A 20,551-nucleotide genomic window follows, 5' to 3' on the forward strand; every position below is an offset into this window, starting at 1 on the left:
CCTGCAACCCAGCTTAAGCGCCGAGCCGTTCGCAGATCGCCTTGGTCGCCGCGGCGCCGTTCAGCGTATAGAAATGCAGACCGGGCACCCTGGCGTCGATCAGCCGCTTGCACAGGTCCGTCACCACGTCCAGCCCGAACGCGCGAATCGACTCGCGATCGTCGCCGAAGCTTTCCAGCCGGCGTGCGATCCAGCGCGGCACTTCAGCGCCGCACATTTCCGAGAAACGCATCAGTTGCGAGGAATTCGTGATCGGCATGATGCCCGGCACGATCGGCACTTCCACGCCGAGCTTGCGCGCGTCGTCGACGAAACGGAAATACGCGTCCCCGTTGAAGAAGTACTGCGTGATCGCCGAATTGGCGCCGGCCTTCACCTTGTTGGCGAAGTTTTCCAGGTCGTGACGCGGCGAGCGCGACTGCGGGTGGTACTCCGGATAGCCGGCCACCTCGATCCAGAACCAGTCGCCGAACTCGGCGCGGATGAAGCTCACCAGGTCCGACGCATAGCGCAGTTCGCCGACTGCGCCCATGCCGGACGGCAGATCGCCGCGCAGCGCGACGATGTGGCGAATGCCATGCGCGCGGTACTCGTTGAGGATCGCGCGCAGGCTCTCTTTCGACGAGCCGATGCACGACAGGTGCGGCGCCGCGTTGAGTCCGTCCTTCGCCATGTCGATGACGGTATCGAGCGTGCCCTGTTGCGTCGAGCCGCCGGCGCCGAACGTGACGGACACGAATTTGGGCTTGAGCAGCGCGAGTTGCGCGCGCGTGGCGCGCAGCTTGTCGATGCCTTCCTGCGTTTTCGGCGGGAAGAATTCGAATGAAAGTTCGATCGGATTCATGATTCAGTAGATCAACCGAGATTGCGGTTGCCGAAAATAAGCGCGGACAGCAGCCACGAAACGATGCTGTACAGAATCGAGCCGAAGAACGCCGACCAGAAACCCGACACTTCGAAGCCCTTCAGCAGCGACGCGCACAGCCAGAAGCACAGCGCATTGACCACCAGGATGAAGAGTCCGAGCGTGACGATCGTGACGGGCAGCGTCAACAGGATCAGCACCGGTCGCAGCACCGTGTTGATCAACCCAAGCACCACCGCGACGATCAAGGCGGTGCCGAAACTGCGGATATGGATCGACGGAACGAGGTAGGTGATGATCAGGAGCGCAAGCGCGTTGATCAGCCAGGTCAGCAGCACGGTCATGTAGAGCTCCTTCTAGGCAGGATGTCCGTTTACGGGAAAAAGCGCGGGGAAAGGCGGGCATGGCGAACCAGGCGGCGCATTACGCGCCGCCCTGTCTTCAAACCGTCATGCGTTTAAACCGCCCGCGTGCTTAATAGCGGTAGTGGTTCGGCTTGAACGGACCGTTCTTGTCGACGCCGATGTAGCCGGCCTGCGCGTCCGACAGCACGGTCAGGTTCGCGCCGATGCGCGCCAGATGCAGGCGTGCGACCTTCTCGTCCAGATGCTTCGGCAGCACGTACACCTTGTTCTCGTACTTCTTGCCTTGCGTAAACAGTTCGATCTGCGCGAGCGTCTGGTTCGTGAACGAGTTCGACATCACGAACGACGGGTGGCCCGTCGCGCAACCCAGGTTCACGAGGCGGCCTTCAGCCAGCAGGATCACGCGCTTGCCGTCCGGGAAAATGATGTGGTCGACTTGCGGCTTGATGTTGTCCCACTGGTACTGACGGGTCGACGCGACGTCGATTTCCGAGTCGAAGTGACCGATGTTGCAGACGATCGCGTTGTGGCGCATCGCCTTCATATGGTCGTGGCCGATCACGTGGTAGTTGCCGGTCGCCGTCACGAAGATGTCGGCCTTGTCGGCCGCGTATTCCATCGTCACGACGCGGTAGCCTTCCATCGCGGCCTGCAGTGCGCAGATCGGATCGATTTCGGTGACCCACACGGTCGCGCCCAGACCGCGCAGCGATTGCGCGCAGCCCTTGCCCACGTCCCCGTAACCGGCGACGACCGCGATCTTGCCCGCGATCATCACGTCGGTGGCGCGCTTGATGCCGTCGACCAGCGACTCACGGCAGCCGTACAGGTTGTCGAACTTGGACTTGGTGACCGAATCGTTGACGTTGATCGCCGGGAACGGCAGGCGGCCTTCCTTTTCCATCTGATACAGACGGTGCACGCCGGTGGTGGTTTCTTCCGTCACGCCCTGGATGTGCGCGAGACGCGTGGAGTACCACGTCGGGTCGGCGTCGAGGTGCGAGGCGATCGACTTGTACAGCGCGACTTCTTCTTCGTTGGTCGGCTTCGAGATCACCGAACGGTCTTTCTCGGCCTTCGAGCCGAGGATCAGCAGCAACGTGGCGTCGCCGCCGTCGTCGAGGATCATGTTGGCGGATTCGCCGTTCGGCCATTCGAAAATGCGGTGCGAGAATTCCCAGTATTCGTCGAGCGATTCGCCCTTGAACGCGAATACCGGCGTGCCGGCCTTGGCGATTGCGGCGGCGGCGTGATCCTGGGTCGAGAAGATGTTGCACGAGGCCCAGCGGACGTCGGCGCCGAGCGCGGTGAGCGTCTCGATCAGCACGCCGGTCTGGATCGTCATGTGCAGCGAACCTGCAATGCGCGCGCCCTTCAGCGGCTGCTGCACCTTGTACTCGTCACGCGTTTGCATGAGACCGGGCATTTCCGTCTCGGCAATGGTGAGTTCCTTGCGGCCCCAGTCGGCGAGCGACATATCGGCAACGATGAAATCTTTGGAAGCTTGCGAATCGATAACTGCGGCGTTCATCACGCCCTCCTTTCTAAGAAATTGACTAGAAATTTGACGTGAGCGCGGTTCGATGCGGTGGATGGGACAGCGCTATGCGCATCCGAGCCCTCCGATTGAAGCCTTCGAGCCTGGCGGGCGGCCGGCGAATATGCGGATTCGCGGTACCCGTCGCAACGCTCCTCGAAGACGAACGGCGATTGTAGCAAATAGAGATGGCTTCGGGGCGTGGGGACGCGGATCGGATTATCGACGCGGCGAGTTGCGGTGTGTGGAGCATGGCGGCGGCCTGGCGCTCCGGCGGCACGCGGCTGTTGGCTCACGCTTACGCGGCGTTATTTGCGCGGTGTTATCCGGCACAGCCCGCGCGGCAGACGTCAGCCATCGATCACCCTGGCCGCGCGCAATTGCTTGACGCCCGCGCGAGCGGTGTCGAGGAACTGCCTGGAGAAGCGGAACGCATCGGCGACATCGGCGGGGGGCGGGATCTGCAGTCCCAGTGCGACGCGGAAGTAGCGTTCGGCGTGGATGCCCGCGTGGTAGTGCATGCGCACGCGTTTCACGTCGTCCAGACGCGGGTTGCCGAAAATCTCGCGCAGCGCCCACGACAACGCGCCGTCTTCACCGCCGATGCGTCGAAACGCATCATCCATCGGAAAGCCGCCGAGCGCTGCGTACACCGCACGACGGATGATCAGGCTGCTCGGCACCGTATTGCTGAGCGTCTGCGCGTGCGCCGCGAAGTCGGGGTGAGCGGTGAGTTCGGCGGGAAAATCCGTGTACTCGACGTCGAGCCGCACCGAGACTTCCGCGGGATGTTGCGTGAGGAACGCACTCGCGGCGGCCAGCGCGCCGGGCAGGTATTCATCGTCGGCGTCGAGGAAAGCGAGCAGATCTTGTGACGCATGTAACGCGCCCCAGTTGCGCGCCCGCGCCGGGCCGCCGTTGTGTGGCATGCGCAGCAGGCCGACGCGCGGGTCGAGGCCGCCGTAATGGGCGACGATGTCCGCGGACGCATCGGTCGAACCGTCGTCCACCACGACGATCTGCGCCGCTTCAGGCTGAATCAGGCAACTTTGCAGCGCGCGCGCGAGCGTGGCCGCGCCGTTGTAGCAGGGAATGAGGATCGAAAGGGGTGTCATCATCGCGGGCGCGCGCGGGTCAACGGTGAAAATCGGTTCATGTTACCTCTCTTCTTGCGGCGCCCATCTCGAAAACGCGGGGGCGCGAAGCCGTGCGCGCAGCGTCGGGGAGGCGTCCCCTCAAATCGGCAGCAGCCCCAGCATCGGCGCCAGCAGGACCATTACCCCGCCAGCGCGGCGCTCTGCACAACGATCCGCGCGACGCGCAGTGCACCGCTTGCGCGGCCGGCGCGGGCAAAACGGGCGAGAACCGGCGTCGTCATGGCAATCCCTGGATGACTTCGAATGAAAGTCAGCATGGGTTGCACTGCAACATAAATATAATGACTTACAATCATTCAAATCATTCCAATCTGGAATTCTGGAACCCGAGATCGTGGAACTACGTGCGCTGCGGTATTTCGTCGAAGTGGTTCGCCAACAGAGTTTCACCGTCGCGGCCGAGCAGATGTTCGTCACGCAGCCGACCATCAGCAAGATGGTCAAGTCGCTGGAAGACGAGATCGGCTCGCCGCTGTTGTTGCGCGACGGGCGCCAGATGGTGTTGACCGACGCCGGCCGGATCGTCTACCAGCGCGGTCAGGACGTGCTGGCGGCGCACGCGCAATTGCAGGCCGAACTGAACGATCTCGACACGCTCGGCCGCGGCGAACTGACCATCGGCATTCCGCCGATGGGCGGTTCGCTGTTCACGCCGGCCATCGCCGCGTTCCGCCAGCGTTATCCGAAGATCGAGCTGAAGCTGTTCGAGCAGGGTTCGCGCGCGATCGAAGCGGCGCTGATCAATGGCGGGCTGGAGTTGGGTGGCGTGCTGCAACCGGTCGATCCGGAAAATATCGATGTGCTGCCGATGACGCGTCAACTGCTGTGGCTCGTCGCGCGTACAGGCTCGCGCTGGGACCACTTGCACGAGGTGCCGCTCGCGCAACTCGTCAACGAACCGTTCGTGTTCTACGGCGAGAGCCTCGCGCTCAATGACGTGGTACTGAACGCGTGCCGCACGGCGGGGTTTGCGCCGACCATCGTCGGACGAAGCGGGCACTGGGATTTCATGGCGGCGTTGGTGCTGGCCGGCGTCGGCATAGCGCTGCTGCCGGCGCCATATTGCCGCCGTCTCGATCCCGCGCAGTTCACCTGCCTGCCGGTGGTGGAGCCGGAGATTCCGTGGGAAATGGCGATCGGCTGGCGGCGCAATGGTTATCTGTCGCACGCCGCACGCGCGTGGCTCGAAGTCGCCCGCGAAGCGTTGCCCGGCCAGGCCGGCGACGATTTCATGCTGGGGCCGGGCATCGGCATGACCGGCATGGCGGCGCCGACGCAGACGCCGTCCGCCGAATGACACACTGCCGGCCGCAGCGAACCGGCCGGCATCTCATACCCGCTCACCCAGCCGGGAATTACTGCTGCGCGACGAACTCGATGCGACGGTTGGTGAATCGACCGCCAGCCGTGTCATTGCTCGTGACGGGATTCGCATCGCCGTAACCATGCGCGATCAGCGAGCCGGCCGGCACGCCTGCCTTGACCAGATACGCGCGCACTGCCTGGGCGCGCTTCCTCGACAGTTGCAGATTGGCTTGCGCGCCGCCGACGTTATCCGAATAGCCGGACACTTCGAGCCGCGCCGCCTTTCCGCTGTGCGCGCAGGCGTTCAACACCCGCGCCGACAGATTCAGATCTTCCACCGCCAAGGCCGGCACACGGGCGCTCGCGCTCGCGAAGTTGATCACCTGCAGGTTCAGCACCTTGACGATGTCGGCTGGCGCGCACGTGCTGTCGGGCGTGAGCCGGCCTTTGATCGCGTTGCGGAAGTTCTCGGTTGCGTCGGCGACGGCATGCGCGGCGTCGAACGAACCAATCTGATACGACGCGCCGAACAGCGACTTCAGCTTGTCGAGCCAGCCCAGCTTCGCGTCGGCTGCGCTGCCGCTGAGTTCGATGCGCGTGCCGGCCACTTTCACTTCCGCGCCCGGTAGTGTCATCAGCGGCAACAGGCCGTCGAGATGGGCGAGCCAATCGGCAGGCTTCACGTTCTGGTCGACCGTGATGTTCTGCACGAAGTTGTAGGCGCCCAGGCGCCTGGTCAGCTCGTCGATGAGTTGCGTCTTTTCCGCTTCGCTGCCGACCGTGGCGGTGAGCGTCGGCTTGCCGGCTGCGTCGGTGGCTAAGGTGAGCTGGCTGTCCCTGGTCGGTGCGACCGCGGCGGCCGGGGTACTCACGGCGGCAGCGGCGCTGGCTTCGACGCTCGACGCGGCGACCGCGCCGGTCGCAACCGTGGCCGAAGCTACGGCCGGTGCGGAAGCAGGCTGCGCAGCGGCGGCCATTGTCGTGCTGGTGCGCGCGTCAGCCTGGTCATCGCTTTCCTCAATATGCCCGCCGCGCAGGAACAGAAAGGCCAGCACCGCCGCGATGACGGCGAGCAGCCACCAGAGCCACGCGTGCGACCGGCGCTCTTCGCGCTCCACCGCGTCCGCCGGCACCTGAACGGACGCGAGGGCTTCTGGCATCGGCGTGGCTGCGGGCGTCGGATGGTCGATGTGCGCGGAAACCGCTTTCAGCTGCGACAGAACGGTGCCGGCGAAAGCGCCGAGGCCGCTGCCCATGCCCAGCGCGGCCAGCAGACGGTCGTTCAGATACGGTGCAATGATTGGGAGCTGATGGCCCAGCAGAGTCGGCAACTGACCGACGTTGCTCTGACCTTCGAGAAAATGCCGCTTGAGCACACCGAACACCGTTGCGCCGACAATGCCCGTGATCGCATGCGTGGCGTGCGCCGACACGCCGGTTTGCGCGGCGACTTCGTCGCTGACCAGATCGACGCGGCGATCGAGCGCTCGTTCGAGCAAATGCCGCCCAACGCTTTCCAACTGGCTCACGCTGCTCGTGCTGCCGAGCAGCTGCGGCAACTGGTCGGCGATATGCCCATTCACCTCAGGCGAATGGATCGTGGCGAACAGTGAGCGCGCGCCGTCGAGCGTCGCGCTCTTCTGCATCAGGCCGGCAACGAGCGCCGGACCGGTGGTTGCCAACACCTTCCGGGTCGCGTCAGGCGGCAGCCCCAGGCGGGCTGCCAGTTGTTGCACGACACCGTCCGTCAGCACGGACTGAACCAACTGGATCAGATTGAGACTCATCGCTTCGCTTCCTTGAGATTCCGGACACGCCACCTGACGCGCTCTTTCCCGAGGCGCGATTATAGGATTTGGGGAATCTCAAAATCGAAGCTGGACAATTTATGACAATTGACCGAAGTTGACCTAAATTTTCCTGGCTTAAGAATCAGATCGCAGCATTTTGATGTGCGTCAAGCAGCATTCGCCGCCATTCCGCCGGCGCCCACCTGCGTCGTCTTCAGCACCGTCGGCCCGTCGCGGCGGCTCGCCGCGATCAGATCGGCCGCGCGCTCGCCGATCATCACAGTCGGCGAATTGGTGTTGCCGCCGATCAGCGTCGTCATCACCGACGCATCGACAATCCGCAGCCCCGTCACGCCGCGCACCCGCAGTTGCGGATCGACCACCGAGCCCGCATCGCCGCCCATGCGGCAGGTCGCCACCGGGTGGTAGATCGTGTCCGCGTGCTCGGCGATGGTCCGGCGCAACTCCGCGTCCGACTGTCCCGCATGCGTGTACAGCTCGGTGCCGCCGTGCAGCGCGAGCGACGGCGCATCGAGAATGCGCCGCGCCATCTTCACGCCGTCCACCAGCAGATCGAGATCGCGTGCATCGCTGAAAAAACGCGGATCGATCACCGGCGCCGTGCGCGCATCGGCGCTCGCCAGCGTCACGGCGCCGCGGCTGTGCGGGCGCAACACGCACACATGCAGCGAATAACCGTGGCCCCAGTGCATGTGGCGGTTGTGATCGTCGACGATTGCCGCGCAGAAATGCAGTTGCAGATCGGGCCGCTCGAGCGTCGGGCGGCTCTTCAGGAAACCGCCCGCCTCGGCGACATTGCTCGACAGCATGCCGCGCCCATCGCGTATGAAGGTGACGAATTGCGGCAGCATCCGCGCAATGCCGCGCACCGAAAAGCCAGTCGGCTCGATCGACGACACCCGCTTGTTGATCGTGAAATCGACGTGATCAATCAGGTTCTGGCCGACCTCCGGCGCATCGTGCAGCACGGCAATGCCGAGCGATTGCAGATGCGCCGCCGGCCCGATGCCCGAGCACATCAGCAGTTGCGGCGAATTGAACGCGCCTGCCGCCAGCACCACCTCGGCGCGCGCTTCGAGCGTTTCGGTACGGCCGCCGCGCACGATCTCGACGCCGCTCGCGCGCTTGCCGTCGAAGGTTAGGCGCAGCACGGTCGCGTCGGCGATCGCCTGCAGATTGGGACGCGCGCGGTCGTAGATATAAGCGCGTGCAACGCTGCACCGGCGTCCGTCGCGCTGCGTCACCTGATAGAAGCCGACACCTTCCTGGCCCGCGTTGCTCGCGAACCCTGTCTCGTGCACACTTGTCTACGTGCGTTTTACTGGCATTGTAGGGAGGGGAGCGTTCCGACGCTGCGGCGGCCTCACGCCAGAGCGATTACTCTAAACGGAAGGGCCGTCGCGACCCTATGATGACAGACGCGCGTGCGGCCGCCGGCCGGCCGCGCGCGGCATTCAAGCATGGCGCGGCGCGCGCCATCCTCCCAGCGTGCGGCATGACACGCGGCGATTAAACAGCACCCCGTCGATCAGACCGGCGAGCCTGCGGTGAACGGAGACAGCAGATGGAACGGCATAGCTTCGGCCAGACTCACGACGTGACCAATCAGGCTCCGCAGTTGGCGGACTACAACCTGTTTTCCAGCGACGTCGCGTTGTCCGCGGCGCTCGAGCGCGACGGCGCCGGCTGGCATCGCGCCGCGCTGCTGCGGCACGGCGCGGCGCTCACCACGCCCGACACGCTCGCGCTCGCCGACCTGGCGAACCGCCATACGCCCGAGTTGTTCACGCATAGCCCGCGCGGCGAGCGCATCGACGCGCTGGAGTTTCATCCTGCGTGGCATACGCTGCTCTCGCTGTTGCGCCGCGAGGGTCTGCACGCGTTGCCGTTCTCCGATCCGCAACGCGGCGCGATGGTCGCGCGCTGCGCCGGTTACTTTCTGCATGCGCAAATCGAGTCCGGTTCGCTGTGCCCGTTGACGATGACCTTCGCCAGCATTCCGGTGCTGCAGCGCGAACCCGCGCTGTTCGACACACTGCGCGACAAGCTCTACGCGCGCGAGCACGATCCGCGTGACTTGCCGCTCACGCAGAAAACTTCCGCGATGATCGGCATGGGCATGACCGAGAAACAAGGCGGCTCCGACGTGCGCAGCAATCAGACCTGCGCGCAGGCGATCGCCGCCGGCGGCCGTGGCGGCGCATACCGGCTCGTCGGCCATAAGTGGTTTTTCTCCGCACCGCAATGCGACGCCCATCTCGTGCTTGCGCGCACGCACGATCACACGGGCCTGTCGTGCTTCTACGTGCCACGCTTCGCACCCGACGGCAGCAAGAACGCGGTGCAGATCCAGCGTCTGAAAGACAAGCTCGGCAATCGTTCGAATGCCAGCAGCGAAGTCGAGTTCCTCGACGCGTTCGGCATCATGATCGGCGACGAAGGACGTGGCGTGCCGACCATCATCGAAATGGCCAACTACACGCGGCTCGATTGCGTGATCGGCAGCGCGGCGTTGATGCGCGCGGCGCTGGTGCAGGCGATCCACCATGCGCGCCATCGCAGCGCGTTCGGCCGGCAACTGGCCGATCAGCCGCTGATGCGCAACGTACTGGCCGATCTGGCGTTGGAGTCGGAAGCGGCGACGGTGCTGTTCATGCGTCTCGCGCGCGCGTTCGAGGCCTCCGCCGACGCGTCGTCCACCTCCCCCGCCGCTCTCGTCGAGCGCGCGTGGCGGCGCATCGTCACGCCGGCGGCCAAGTACTGGGTCTGCAAACGCACGCTGGAATTCACCGGCGAGGCGATGGAAGTCTGGGGCGGCAACGGCTACGTCGAAACCGGTCCGATGGCGCGCTTCTATCGCGAAGCGCCGGTGAATTCGATCTGGGAAGGCTCCGGCAACGTGATGTGCCTCGACCTGCTGCGCGCGCTGGAGCGCGAGCCGGAAGCGGCGCAAGCGCTGTTCGCCGCGTGGCAGGCCGATGCGCAGGCGCATCCGCCGTTGCACGCCGCGCTCGGCAAGCTGGCCGCCGCGCTCAACAGCCCGGCCGGGCAGCTCGAAGCTTCGGCGCGGCGGATCGCACAGCAGATCGTGCTGATTGCGCAGGCCACGCTGCTCGTCAAACACGCGCCCGCCGCTATCGCCGACGCGTTCATCGCCACCCGTCTCGCCGATGGCTGCGGCGAAAGCGGCCGTGTGTACGGCACGCTGCCGGCCACGTTCGACCACGCGGCGATCATCGAACGGGCTTTTCCAGCTTGAGATTCGGGCACACGTCCACGCACGGCCCAAAGCAGAATCCGCAAATCACAAATAAGCGCGATCCGACGCGCAACGCTACCCATCAGGGAGTGGACATACATGAAGAACGATTTGCCGGAGGTCGCAGCGCTCGAAGCACTGCTGCGCGAGCAACGCGATGCTTACCTGCACGCGCCGTATCCGTCATGGGACACGCGCGCCACGCATCTGCGAGCGTTGCGCAAAGTCATGCTCGACAATCGCGACGCGCTCGCCGACGCGATGAGCGCGGACTTCGGCAATCGCGCGAAACAGGAAGTGCTGCTTGCCGAGTTCCTGCTGGTGAAGGAGGAGATCGACGCCGCGCTCAGACACGGCAAGCGCTGGATGAAAGCGCAGCACCGCAGCACCAACAAATGGCTGCTGCCGGCGCGCGCGAAGGTCGTGCCGCAGCCGCTCGGCGTGATCGGCATCATCGTGCCGTGGAATTATCCGGTGCTGCTCGCCGTCGGGCCGCTGATCAGCGCGTTGACCGCTGGCAATCGCGCGATCATCAAGATGTCCGAATTGACGCCGCGCACGGCGGCGCTGTTCGAGCAGTTGATCGGCCAGACCTTCTCGCGCGATCACGTCGCGGTGGTCAACGGCGACGCGGCGCTTGCCGCCGCATTCAGCGCGCAACCGTTCGACCATTTACTGTTCACCGGCTCGACCAAGGTCGGCCATGAAGTGATGCGCGCGGCCGCCGAACATCTGACGCCGATCACGCTCGAACTCGGCGGCAAGTCTCCGGCGATCATTGGCGTCCATACGCGCTTCGGCAACGCGGTGGACAACCTGATCGCCGGCAAGACGCTCAACGCGGGCCAGACCTGCGTCGCGCCGGACTACGTGCTGGTGCCGCGCGGCAAGGAGCAGGCATTCGTCGAACGGGCGCGCGCGCGGATGGCGAAGATGTACCCCGGCTTCGCGCACAACCCGGACTACACGTCGATCATTTCGGCGCGTCACTTCGAGCGGCTCGCACGTCTCGCCGACGAAGCCCAGGCCGCCGGCGCGCAACTGCACGCGCTCACCGACGCCGCGCCCGATCCGGCGAGCCGCCGCTTTCCGCTGATCGCCGTCACGAACGCGCCGCACGAATCCGCGTTGATGCAGGAGGAAATCTTCGGGCCGCTGCTGCCGATCGTCCCCTACGACACGCTCGACGACGCGATCGCGTGGATCAACGCGCGCCCTCGTCCGCTGGCGCTGTATCTGTACGCCGACGATGCGCCCACAATCGAACGCGTGACCCACGAAACGATTGCCGGCGGTATGGCGGTCAACGAAACGCTGATGCACCTGGCGTGCGAAAGCCTGCCGTTCGGTGGCGTCGGCGCGAGCGGGATGGGGGCTTATCACGGCTATGAAGGCTTCGTGACCTTCTCGAAGATGAAACCGGTGCTGACCCAGGCGCGGCTGAACGCGCGCGGCTGGATCGCGCCGCCATACGGCAAGCGGGTCAACGCGCTGCTGAAGTTGATGATGCGCTTCTGACGGAATCGGACCGGCGGCGCACACGAGGCCGCTTAGCGCGCGCTCGAGCCGCCTTCGACTTCGGTGGCCACCACGTCGGTCACGTCCTGCGCGTCGGCAGCGCGCTGGCGCCGTGCGCCGGCTCATCCTCGGCGCCGCTTTCCAGCCGATGCAGCCACGCGAGCAATTCCGCCACCGCCTGATAAAGCTGCGGCGGGATTCGCGCGTCGAGGTCCACCTGCATCAGCAGCGAGACCATTTCGGGCGCCTCATGAACGTACAGGCCGGCTTCTCTCGCCCGCTGCACGATCATCTCGGCCAGCAGCCCGTAGCCTTTGGCGACCACGCGCGGCGCGGGATCGTTGCTCTGGGCGTCGTAGACGAGCGCGGCCGCGCTGCGGCGATGTTTGCGGCTCATCAGATATCCCAGTCGAAGTCGTCGCGTTGCCCGGCTGCCGCGCGGCCAGCGCGCGCGGCGCGACGGGGCGTAGTTGCAGCGTTCGCCGCCGGGCTTGCCGAGGCCGCTGAAGCCGCCGACGAGGCCGACCGCGCATACGCCGAAGCCGCCGCCTGCGCGTCCGCCGCGCTCGCGCCCGTGGCCGCGGTGGCCGGCGCGCCGCCGCCGATCTCGCGAATCGTCAAGCCATGCAGTTCGATGCCCGCCGCCGCGAGCCGCTGCCGGAAGCTCTCACCCTGCATTGCCAGCCGCGCCGCACCGCCCGGACTCGCCTGCACGCGCGCCACCAGCCGCATGCCGGTCAACGTCAATTCCGCATCGACGGTGCCGAGCGTCGGCAGCGACAGCGTCAGACGCGTGCGCCACGGCTGATCGTCTTCGCTCGCCATGCCGCCGCCGCTGCGGTCCCATTCGTCGCCGTCCTGTTCGATGGTCCAGTCGAGCCGCGCGCCCGGCCATGCTTCGCCGCTCCAGCGAAACTGCCCGGTCGCGAGCAGATCCAGTTGCTGACGCACCAGCGGCACGGTCGCGGGATGCACCACGGCCGTCGTCGATTGCGAGTTCTGCGACGACCCGGCGTCGGCCGTTTGCGCCGCCGCGCTATGCAGGCCCGCATGCGCGGGCGGGCCGTTGAGGTCGGACAACGAATTTGCCAGCACCTCGCCGGCGATGAAACGCGCAGCCTGGGCGGTCAGGATCGACGGCATCGCGCGGGTGGCGGCATTGTTGTCGGACGCGCCGCTCTGCACGCCGTTCTGCATGCCGCCATTGGGCGCCGCCCCCATGCCCTGCCGCGCGGCGCCATTCGGGGCAGGCGCGTCGCCGTCCGCGTTCGTCCAGTCCAGTGGCGATTGCGCGGCGGCGGCCACCAGCCTGTTTTGCGCCTCGCCGGCGAGGTCCGCCGGCGAGTGCTGGCCGGCCAGCCATTGCGCGAGATGAGCTTCGTAGAACAGACCGCTGCCGCCGACCGTCTGTTTGAGCGCGGCCGCGAGCGCCGCGACCGGCACCTGGGCCGCCGCCTGATTGGCGGTAGCCGTCGTGCCGGCGGCAGCCGGATTGGCATTGGGAGCGGTGGATGCAGCAGGCGTGTCGAACGGCGGCAGGCCTTCGACTTCGATATCGAGCGCCGGCGCGGCCGGCCAGATCGGCGTCTGGCCGAGCACGGCGGGCGTCGCCTCGCCGCCCGAGCGCGCGATCGCATTGAGCGTCAGCGCGACGGCGGACAGCGCGGTTTGCGCGGATGACGGCGGCGCAGGCGGCGCGACAGGGGCCGCGGTGGTCGGCGCAGTATCGACGCCCGCCGCGCCGGTCTGCGACGTGGCCGCACTGCCCGGCGCGATGTTGAGCAGACTGTCGACCCGGCTCGCAAGCAGCGAAGCGATGGCCGTGTCGATTCCGTTCATGCCGATTCCTTGGTCACATTGGCGGCAGCGCGCTCAAATCTCAAATCAACTCAGTCAGGCGCGGCGCACGCGGGCCGACTCAGCGCGCGCCGTACAGTTCCTTGAGCACGCGCGTCGGCCGTCCGGCGAACAGCGCCGACAGATTGGCCATGCGCGGATTCGCCAGATCCCGGATGGCCGCGTCATCCGCGAGAATCTGGCGGATCAGCGCGTATTTGCGCAGGCGCTCGGCCTCGTCGAGCTTCACCCCGGCGTCGGCGTCCTTCAACGCGTCCACCAGCTGCCGGTATTCTTCCTGCAAGTGGACCAGATCGCTCCACAGTGCGCGCCGGGCAGCTATCAGCATGCGGCAGGAAATCGCTGCGACCGCCTCGTAGCGGGCAAAATATTCTGCGTTCGATGTCATCTCATGCTTTCCGCGGCCGGCTGGGCTGCCATCCGCGCGATCTCCGGGGCAATCCCGATCCATGCCTCTTCGAGCGTGGCCAGCAGGCCGTCGACTTCGACCAGCATGGCCTCGCTCTGTTTGATATTGGCTTCGAGCAGCCGGCGCGCCATGTAGCTGTATAGCGCGTTCAACCGCTCCGCAGTCTCGCCGCCCACTTCAAGGTTGAGCGATTGCTGCAGCCCGCTTTCGATAATGCGAGTCGCCTTGCTGATCGCCATGCCGCGATCAGGCACATTGCCTTGCTGCAAATGCATGCGGGCCTGCGCGATGGCCTGCCTTGCGCCCTGGTACAACAACACGATCAGACGATGCGGACTTGCGCCCATCACACCTGTTTCGACACCGACGCGTGCGTACGCATTGGCTCCAGCGTGTCCTGGGGAAAACATCGGCGCTCCTCCTCTCATACAGACTGCGGTTTGGTCGTGGCATGGCCGTTCGGGGCGTCGCCGCGCCCGAAGTTGCCCTGTATCCGTGTTATCGGATACGCATCGACAAAGCTTTAGGCCGATGTAAGGAGGATTAAGGGGCGCATCGCACGCGGGCCAGCGCCGCGCCGACGGAGCTCGTCATGTCTCCATACCGAGCCGCCTCGGACCACACCGGGGCCGCCACGCCGGCAAGGGCGCGCAAGGCCGCAACTGCGCCACCGTCGCGGGCGGCGCTGCCGGCACTCATGCAGGATCAGGCAACGCAGGCCGGGCGGACGGCGTCCCGCTCCGCCCGCTGCCCGCTCAGACCGCCATCTGCGCGATGTCGTTGTAGGCGGCAACCAGCTTGTTGCGCACCTGCAAGCCGAACTGGAAGCCGACGTTGGCCTTCTGCATGTCGACCATGACGTCGTTCAGCGACACGTTCGACGAACCCAGCTCGAACGCCTGCGACTCGCTCACCGCGGTTTTCTGGTCGCTGCTGATCTTGTCGAGCGAGGCCTTCAGCGCCGACGCAAAGCTGCCGGTCGTCGCCGCACCGGACTCTGCGGCCGCCGCCGGGGTGGCGCCGCCGGCCGCCTGCGCCGCCATCGACTGCATTTGTTGCAGCGCCGACGAGAGCGCGTTCACGGGCATGGTCATGTTCTCTCCGTTAAATGAACGATCGGCGCTTCATGGCCATACCGCACAGCCGTGCCGATCTGAACCGAAGCATAGCAAGCGCCCCCATGTGGAAAGCCCCGAAAGTAGGGGGGAAACCCGGCTCTATTCAAGCAATCGGGTCGAGCGGCGCTAAGGATAATTTCAATGGTGAAAGTCTCTGTCCGTACGCCCGCCGACCCTCGGTGCGGCGGCAGTCGGCAGAACGCAAAGGCATCCCGGAGATACCCGACGCATGGATTCGTCAGCCAACTCTTTGATCAACCCCGACGCCCGCATGGGTCTGGCCGGCGCACAGCCTGGCGCCGGCGCGGCCGGCAGCGGCCAGCCAGGCGCAGCCGACCTCGGCGGGCTCGGCGGCAACCTGGGCGGCAACCTCGGCGGCAACTTCACCCAACGTCTATCGGGGCTCGCGCAGATGCGCGGCAACCCGCGCGCGCCGCTGATCTTCGCGGTCGCGCTACTGGTCGCGATCGTGGCCGGCCTGTTCCTGTGGTCGCGCGCGCCGGACTACAAGGTGCTCTACAGCAATCTGTCCGACCGTGACGGCGGCTCGATCATCGCCGCGCTTCAGCAAGCCAACATCCCCTACAAGTTCTCCGACAATGGTGGCGCGATCCTCGTGCCGGCCGAGCAGGTGCACGAGATGCGTCTGCGCCTCGCGTCGCAAGGTCTGCCCAAGAGCGGCTCGGTCGGCTTCGAGCTGATGGACAACCAGAAATTCGGCATCAGCCAGTTCGACGAACAGGTCAACTATCAGCGCGCGCTGGAAGGCGAGCTGCAACGCACGATCGAATCGATTTCGACGGTGCGCTCGGCGCGCGTGCATCTGGCGATTCCGAAGCCGACGGTGTTCGTGCGCGACAAGGAAGCGCCGTCGGCGGCCGTGCTGGTCAACCTCTATCCGGGCCGCGTGCTCGACGAAGGCCAGGTGGTGGCGATCACGCACATGGTGTCGTCGGCGGTGCCGGAAATGCCGGTGCAGGGCGTGACGATTCTCGACCAGGACGGCAACCTGCTGACGCAACCGGCCACCGGCAGCGGTCTGGACGCGTCGCAACTGAAGTACCGCCAGCAGATCGAACGCAACACGCAGCAGCGCATCGACGCGATCCTCGCGCCGCTGTTCGGCTCCGGCAACGCGCACTCGCAGGTCAGCGCCGACATCGATTTCTCGCACAGCGAACAGACCTCGGAAAACTACGGCCCGAACGGCAATCCGCAGCAGGCGGCGATCCGCAGCCAGCAATCCAGCAGTGCCACCGAAATGTCGCAAGGCGGCGCTTCGGGCGTGCCGGGCGCGCTCTCGAACCAGCCGCCGCAACCGGCCTCCGCGCCGATCACGGCAGGCAACGGCGCGAGCGGCGTGAGCACGACGCCGGTCAGCGACCGCAAGGACTCGACCACCAACTACGAACTCGACAAGACCGTGCGCCACATCGACCAGCCGATGGGCGGCATCCGGCGGCTGTCGGTGGCGGTGGTGGTGAACTACATGCGGGTGGTCGACGCGAACGGTCGCGTGAGCATGCAGCCGGTCACCGCCGACAAGCTCGCGCAGGTCAATCAGCTGGTGAAGGACGCGATGGGCTTCGATGCGGCGCGTGGCGACTCGGTCAACGTGGTCAACAGCGCGTTCACCACCGACCTCGATCCGAACGCGAACCTGCCGTGGTGGCGCACGCCGGACATGCTGGCGCTCTACAAGCAGATCGCGACCTACCTCGGCATCGGCGCAGTCGCCCTGTTCCTCTACTTCGTGATGGTCAAGCCGGCGCTGCGCCGCGCGTTCCCGCCGCCGGAACCGCCCGCCGTCGCCGCGCTCGCGGCGCCGGAAGAACCGGTCCTGCTGGACGGCATCCCGAGCGCGGAGCGCGATGGCGCCGTGGTCGAGATCGAGACCGACAGCGAGATGCTCGCGCTGGAAAACGCGAAAAACAAATATGAGCGGAATCTGGAATTCGCACGCAGCATCGCCCGCCAGGATCCGAAGATCGTTGCAACCGTCGTGAAAAATTGGGTGTCCGATGAGCGCTGAAGGCGTAGTGAAGAGCGCGCTCCTGCTGATGTCGATCGGCGAGGAAGAAGCCGCGCAGGTGTTCAAGTTCCTCGGCCCGCGCGAAGTCCAGAAGATCGGCGTCGCGATGGCCGCGCTGAAGAACGTGACCCGCGAGCAGGTCGACGAAGTCCTGCAGGAGTTCGTGCGCGAGGCGGAGCAGCACACCGGCATGTCGCTAGATTCGAACGAGTACATCCGTTCGGTGCTGACCAAGGCGCTCGGCGACGACAAGGCCGGCGCGATCATCGACCGGATTCTGCAGGGCAGCGATACCAGCGGCATCGAAGGCCTCAAATGGATGGATTCCGCGGCGGTCGCCGAGCTGATCAAGAACGAGCATCCGCAGATCATCGCGACCATCCTCGTTCACCTGGACCGCGATCAGGCGTCGGAAATCGTCGCCTGCTTCACCGAGCGGCTGCGCAACGACGTGCTGCTGCGGATCGCCACGCTCGACGGCATCCAGCCGGCCGCGCTGCGCGAACTCGACGACGTGCTGACCGGCCTGCTGTCCGGCAGCGACAACCTGAAGCGCAGCCCGATGGGCGGCATCCGCACGGCGGCCGAAATTCTCAACTTCATGTCGAGCAACCATGAAGAAGGCGTCATCGAAAACGTCCGCCAGTACGACGCCGAACTCGCGCAGAAGATCATCGACCAGATGTTCGTGTTCGAGAACCTGCTCGATCTGGAAGACCGCGCGATCCAGCTGCTGCTGAAGGAAGTCGAGTCCGAGGCGCTGATCATCTCGCTGAAGGGCGCAGCGCCCGCGCTGCGCCAGAAGTTCCTGTCGAACATGTCGCAACGCGCGGCCGAACTGCTCGCCGAAGACCTCGATGCGCGCGGCCCGGTGCGCGTCTCCGAAGTCGAAACGCAGCAGCGCCGCATTCTGCAGATCGTGCGCAATCTGGCCGAAAGCGGCCAGATCGTCATAGGCGGCAAGGCCGAAGATGCGTATGTCTGATCAGAGCTCCCCGGCGAAGGAAAGGTTCTCGGCCTACCAGCGCTGGGAGATGGCCTCGTTCGATCCGGTGCCGCCGGCCCCGCCGCCCGAACCCGACGTCGACCACGGCGCATTCGAAGCCGAACTCGAACGCCTGCGCGACGCCGCGCACGCGCAGGGCATCGCGTCGGGCCACGTGGCCGGTCAGGCGCTCGGCTATCAGGCGGGTTACGACCAGGGTCATGCGCAAGGTTTCGAGCAGGGCCAGAGCGAAGCGCGCGAAGAAGCGGCGCGGCTCGCCGCGCTGGCGGCGACCTTCAAGAGCGCGCTCGACGGCGCCCAGGGCGCGATCTCCGAAACACTGGTCGCGCTGGCGCTGGACATCGCGCAACAGGTGGTGCGCCAGCACGTGCAGCACGACCCGACCGCCCTGATCGCCGCCGCGCGTGAGGTGCTGGCCACCGAGCCCGCGCTGGTCGGCGCACCGGCGCTGATCGTGAGTCCCGCCGATCTGCCGGTCGTCGAAGCCTACCTGCTGGAAGAACTGCAAGCGCGCGGCTGGACGGTGCGCACCGATGCGTCGGTGGAACGCGGCGGCTGCCGTGCGCAAGCCGGCACCGGCGAAGTGGACGCCGGCATCGATACGCGCTGGGAGCGCGTGGCGGCCGCGCTCGGCAAAGTGAGCACATGGTGAAGCCGACGCTCGAAGAGATCCGCGCCAGCGATCTGACGCCGCTCGAACGCGAGCTGGCACTGGCGTCGTTCGGCGCCGAAGCGCTCGGGCAGGCGCCGGATGCGGTGACGGCTGAAGCGACCTCTGCGGTGACACCCGCAGCCGCCGCGGTTGCCGCCATCGAAGCCGCGCTGCGCGATCCCGCTCACGCCCATCCGGCGATTGGCGCTGCCGCAAGTCGCGATTGCGCTGCTGCAAGCGCCGCTGCCGCTGCCATCGCTCACGCTCCCTACGATCCCGCGCTCGACAGCAATCCGCACGTGCAGGCGTGGCGCGGCCGCCTCGGCGCGCTGCGCGCGCGTAATGCGATCGCGCGACCTTTGCGCGCCTGCGGACGTTTGACGCGCGCCGCCGGCCTGGTGCTCGAAGCCGTCGGCCTGCGTCTGTCGGTGGGCGCCGAAGTGATGATCGAACTGCCGCCCGGCAGTTCGCTGCCGATGGCCGAAGCCGAAGTCGTCGGCTTCTCCGGCGACAAACTGTTTCTGATGCCGACCACCGAAGTGATCGGCCTGTTGCCCGGCGCGCGCGTCTATCCGCTCGAAAGCGCGCCGATCGCCGACCCGATGGCGGGCGCGAAGCGTCTGCCGGTCGGCTGGGAATTGCTCGGCCGCGTGCTCGACGCGTCGGGCCGTCCGCTCGACGGACTCGGGCCGCTCGGCGCGCACGCCGACGCGCCGCTGTCCGCGCCGGTCATCAATCCGCTCAATCGCGAGCCGATTCACAAGGTGCTCGACGTCGGCGTGCGCGCGATCAACGCACTGTTGACCGTCGGCCGCGGCCAGCGCATGGGTCTGTTCGCCGGTTCGGGCGTCGGCAAATCGGTGCTGCTCGGCACGATGGCGCGCTACACCAGCGCCGAAGTGATCGTGATCGGCCTGATCGGCGAGCGCGGCCGCGAAGTGAAGGAATTCATCGAACAGATTCTCGGCGAGGAAGGTCTGGCGCGCTCGGTGGTGATCGCAGCGCCTGCCGACGTGTCGCCGCTGTTGCGGATGCAGGCCGCGTCGTATTCGACCTCGCTGGCCGAATATTTCCGCGATCAGGGCAAGCACGTGCTGCTGCTGATGGATTCGCTGACCCGCTACGCGATGGCACAGCGCGAGATCGCGCTGGCCGTCGGCGAGCCGCCCGCCACCAAGGGCTATCCGCCTTCGGTGTTCGCCAGGCTGCCGGCGCTCGTCGAACGGACCGGCAACGGCCCGGCGGGCGGCGGCTCGATCACCGCGTTCTACACCGTGCTGACCGAAGGCGACGACCAGCAGGACCCGATCGCCGACTCCGCGCGGGCGATTCTCGACGGCCACATCGTGCTGTCGCGCTCGCTCGCCGAGGCCGGCCACTATCCGGCGATCGACATCGAAGCGTCGATTAGCCGGGCAATGACCGCGTTGATCGACGATAACCATCTGAACAAGACGCGTATGTTCAAGCAGATGCTGTCGCGCTATCAGCGCAACCGCGATCTGATCAACGTCGGCGCCTATTCGAGCGGGCGCGACGCGGTGCTCGACCGGGCGATCGCGCTGTATCCGCGGATGGAAGCATTTTTGCAGCAAGGTTTTCGCGAATGCGCAAACTTTGAACCCAGCGTCGAGATGCTGGACGCACTGTTTGCCTAAGG

16 protein-coding genes, 2 pseudogenes and 1 riboswitch are annotated in these 20,551 nt (G+C 66.1%); of the genes and pseudogenes, 7 read left to right on the forward strand and 11 right to left on the reverse strand.

Translation table 11 applies throughout. The features are described 5' to 3' along the window. Positions 1–13 precede the first annotated feature (13 nt). From metF to HV744_RS11545, 4 genes are all read right to left on the reverse strand, one after another. A complete protein-coding gene (gene metF, locus HV744_RS11530; protein WP_175149624.1) occupies positions 14–844 on the reverse strand; it encodes a methylenetetrahydrofolate reductase [NAD(P)H] in 831 nt (276 codons plus the stop codon). A gap of 11 nt (positions 845–855) precedes the next feature. Continuing rightward, entirely contained in the window at positions 856–1,209 is a 354-nt protein-coding gene (locus HV744_RS11535; protein ID WP_175149625.1) for a phage holin family protein, read from the reverse strand. A 130-nt stretch (positions 1,210–1,339) separates the two neighbouring features. Beyond that, positions 1,340–2,761: an adenosylhomocysteinase gene (gene ahcY, locus HV744_RS11540; RefSeq protein WP_175149626.1), complete on the reverse strand. Its 1,422-nt coding sequence runs from the start codon at positions 2,759–2,761 to the stop codon at positions 1,340–1,342. A 33-nt stretch (positions 2,762–2,794) separates the two neighbouring features. Then, a riboswitch (S-adenosyl-L-homocysteine riboswitch) is annotated at positions 2,795–2,931 on the reverse strand. Between the two features lie 186 nt (positions 2,932–3,117). After that, positions 3,118–3,882 (reverse strand): glycosyltransferase family 2 protein, encoded by a 765-nt coding sequence (locus HV744_RS11545; protein WP_175149760.1) that lies wholly within the window; start codon positions 3,880–3,882, stop codon positions 3,118–3,120. Positions 3,883–4,258: 376 nt separating this feature from the next. Here HV744_RS11545 and HV744_RS11550 point away from each other — a divergent pair, with 376 nt between their 5' ends. Continuing rightward, complete coding sequence (locus HV744_RS11550; protein WP_175149627.1) at positions 4,259–5,221, forward strand: LysR family transcriptional regulator; 963 nt, start codon at positions 4,259–4,261, stop codon at positions 5,219–5,221. Positions 5,222–5,279: 58 nt separating this feature from the next. On the opposite strand, the gene HV744_RS11555 is transcribed toward HV744_RS11550, so the two are convergent. Both HV744_RS11555 and HV744_RS11560 read right to left on the reverse strand, forming a co-directional pair. Continuing rightward, the gene (locus HV744_RS11555; RefSeq protein WP_175149628.1) at positions 5,280–7,016 is read right to left on the reverse strand and encodes an OmpA family protein; all 1,737 of its coding nucleotides are present in this window, start codon (positions 7,014–7,016) and stop codon (positions 5,280–5,282) included. A gap of 170 nt (positions 7,017–7,186) precedes the next feature. Then, positions 7,187–8,317: pseudogene (locus HV744_RS11560) on the reverse strand (GMC family oxidoreductase); the annotation flags it as partial. Positions 8,318–8,604: 287 nt separating this feature from the next. Here HV744_RS11560 and HV744_RS11565 point away from each other — a divergent pair. After that, the gene (locus HV744_RS11565; protein WP_175149629.1) at positions 8,605–10,299 is read left to right on the forward strand and encodes an isovaleryl-CoA dehydrogenase; all 1,695 of its coding nucleotides are present in this window, start codon (positions 8,605–8,607) and stop codon (positions 10,297–10,299) included. Between the two features lie 99 nt (positions 10,300–10,398). Then, entirely contained in the window at positions 10,399–11,817 is a 1,419-nt protein-coding gene (locus HV744_RS11570; RefSeq protein ID WP_175149630.1) for a coniferyl aldehyde dehydrogenase, read from the forward strand. 32 nt (positions 11,818–11,849) lie between these two features. Here HV744_RS11570 and HV744_RS11575 read toward each other — a convergent pair. The 5 genes and pseudogenes from HV744_RS11575 to fliE form a co-directional block, all read right to left on the reverse strand. Continuing rightward, a pseudogene (locus HV744_RS11575) lies at positions 11,850–12,214 on the reverse strand (EscU/YscU/HrcU family type III secretion system export apparatus switch protein). Then, complete coding sequence (gene fliK, locus HV744_RS11580; RefSeq protein ID WP_175149631.1) at positions 12,214–13,656, reverse strand: flagellar hook-length control protein FliK; 1,443 nt, start codon at positions 13,654–13,656, stop codon at positions 12,214–12,216. Before fliK ends, HV744_RS11575 begins: the two are co-directional and overlap by 1 nt. Positions 13,657–13,735: 79 nt before the next feature. Continuing rightward, entirely contained in the window at positions 13,736–14,062 is a 327-nt protein-coding gene (locus HV744_RS11585; RefSeq protein WP_175149632.1) for a flagellar protein FliT, read from the reverse strand. Beyond that, positions 14,059–14,493, reverse strand: coding sequence for a flagellar export chaperone FliS (fliS, locus tag HV744_RS11590; RefSeq protein WP_175149633.1), 435 nt, complete (start codon positions 14,491–14,493; stop codon positions 14,059–14,061). The genes HV744_RS11585 and fliS overlap by 4 nt, the downstream gene beginning before the upstream one ends. A gap of 345 nt (positions 14,494–14,838) precedes the next feature. After that, entirely contained in the window at positions 14,839–15,177 is a 339-nt protein-coding gene (gene fliE / locus HV744_RS11595) for a flagellar hook-basal body complex protein FliE (RefSeq protein WP_175149634.1), read from the reverse strand. Between the two features lie 253 nt (positions 15,178–15,430). Here fliE and fliF point away from each other — a divergent pair, with 253 nt between their 5' ends. The 4 genes from fliF to fliI are packed head-to-tail and all read left to right on the forward strand — an operon-like array spanning position 15,431 to position 20,549. After that, positions 15,431–17,233: a flagellar basal-body MS-ring/collar protein FliF gene (gene fliF / locus HV744_RS11600; protein ID WP_175149635.1), complete on the forward strand. Its 1,803-nt coding sequence runs from the start codon at positions 15,431–15,433 to the stop codon at positions 17,231–17,233. After that, positions 17,223–18,218: a flagellar motor switch protein FliG gene (gene fliG, locus HV744_RS11605; RefSeq protein ID WP_175149636.1), complete on the forward strand. Its 996-nt coding sequence runs from the start codon at positions 17,223–17,225 to the stop codon at positions 18,216–18,218. The genes fliF and fliG overlap by 11 nt, the downstream gene beginning before the upstream one ends. Beyond that, positions 18,205–18,891, forward strand: a complete 687-nt coding sequence (fliH, locus tag HV744_RS11610; protein ID WP_175149637.1) for a flagellar assembly protein FliH — start codon at positions 18,205–18,207, stop codon at positions 18,889–18,891. Before fliG ends, fliH begins: the two co-directional genes overlap by 14 nt. Next, positions 18,885–20,549, forward strand: coding sequence for a flagellar protein export ATPase FliI (gene fliI, locus HV744_RS11615; protein ID WP_175149638.1), 1,665 nt, complete (start codon positions 18,885–18,887; stop codon positions 20,547–20,549). Before fliH ends, fliI begins: the two co-directional genes overlap by 7 nt. Positions 20,550–20,551 lie beyond the last annotated feature (2 nt).

It is taken from the genome of Paraburkholderia ultramafica (assembly GCF_902859915.1).
Lineage (GTDB): Bacteria > Pseudomonadota > Gammaproteobacteria > Burkholderiales > Burkholderiaceae > Paraburkholderia > Paraburkholderia ultramafica.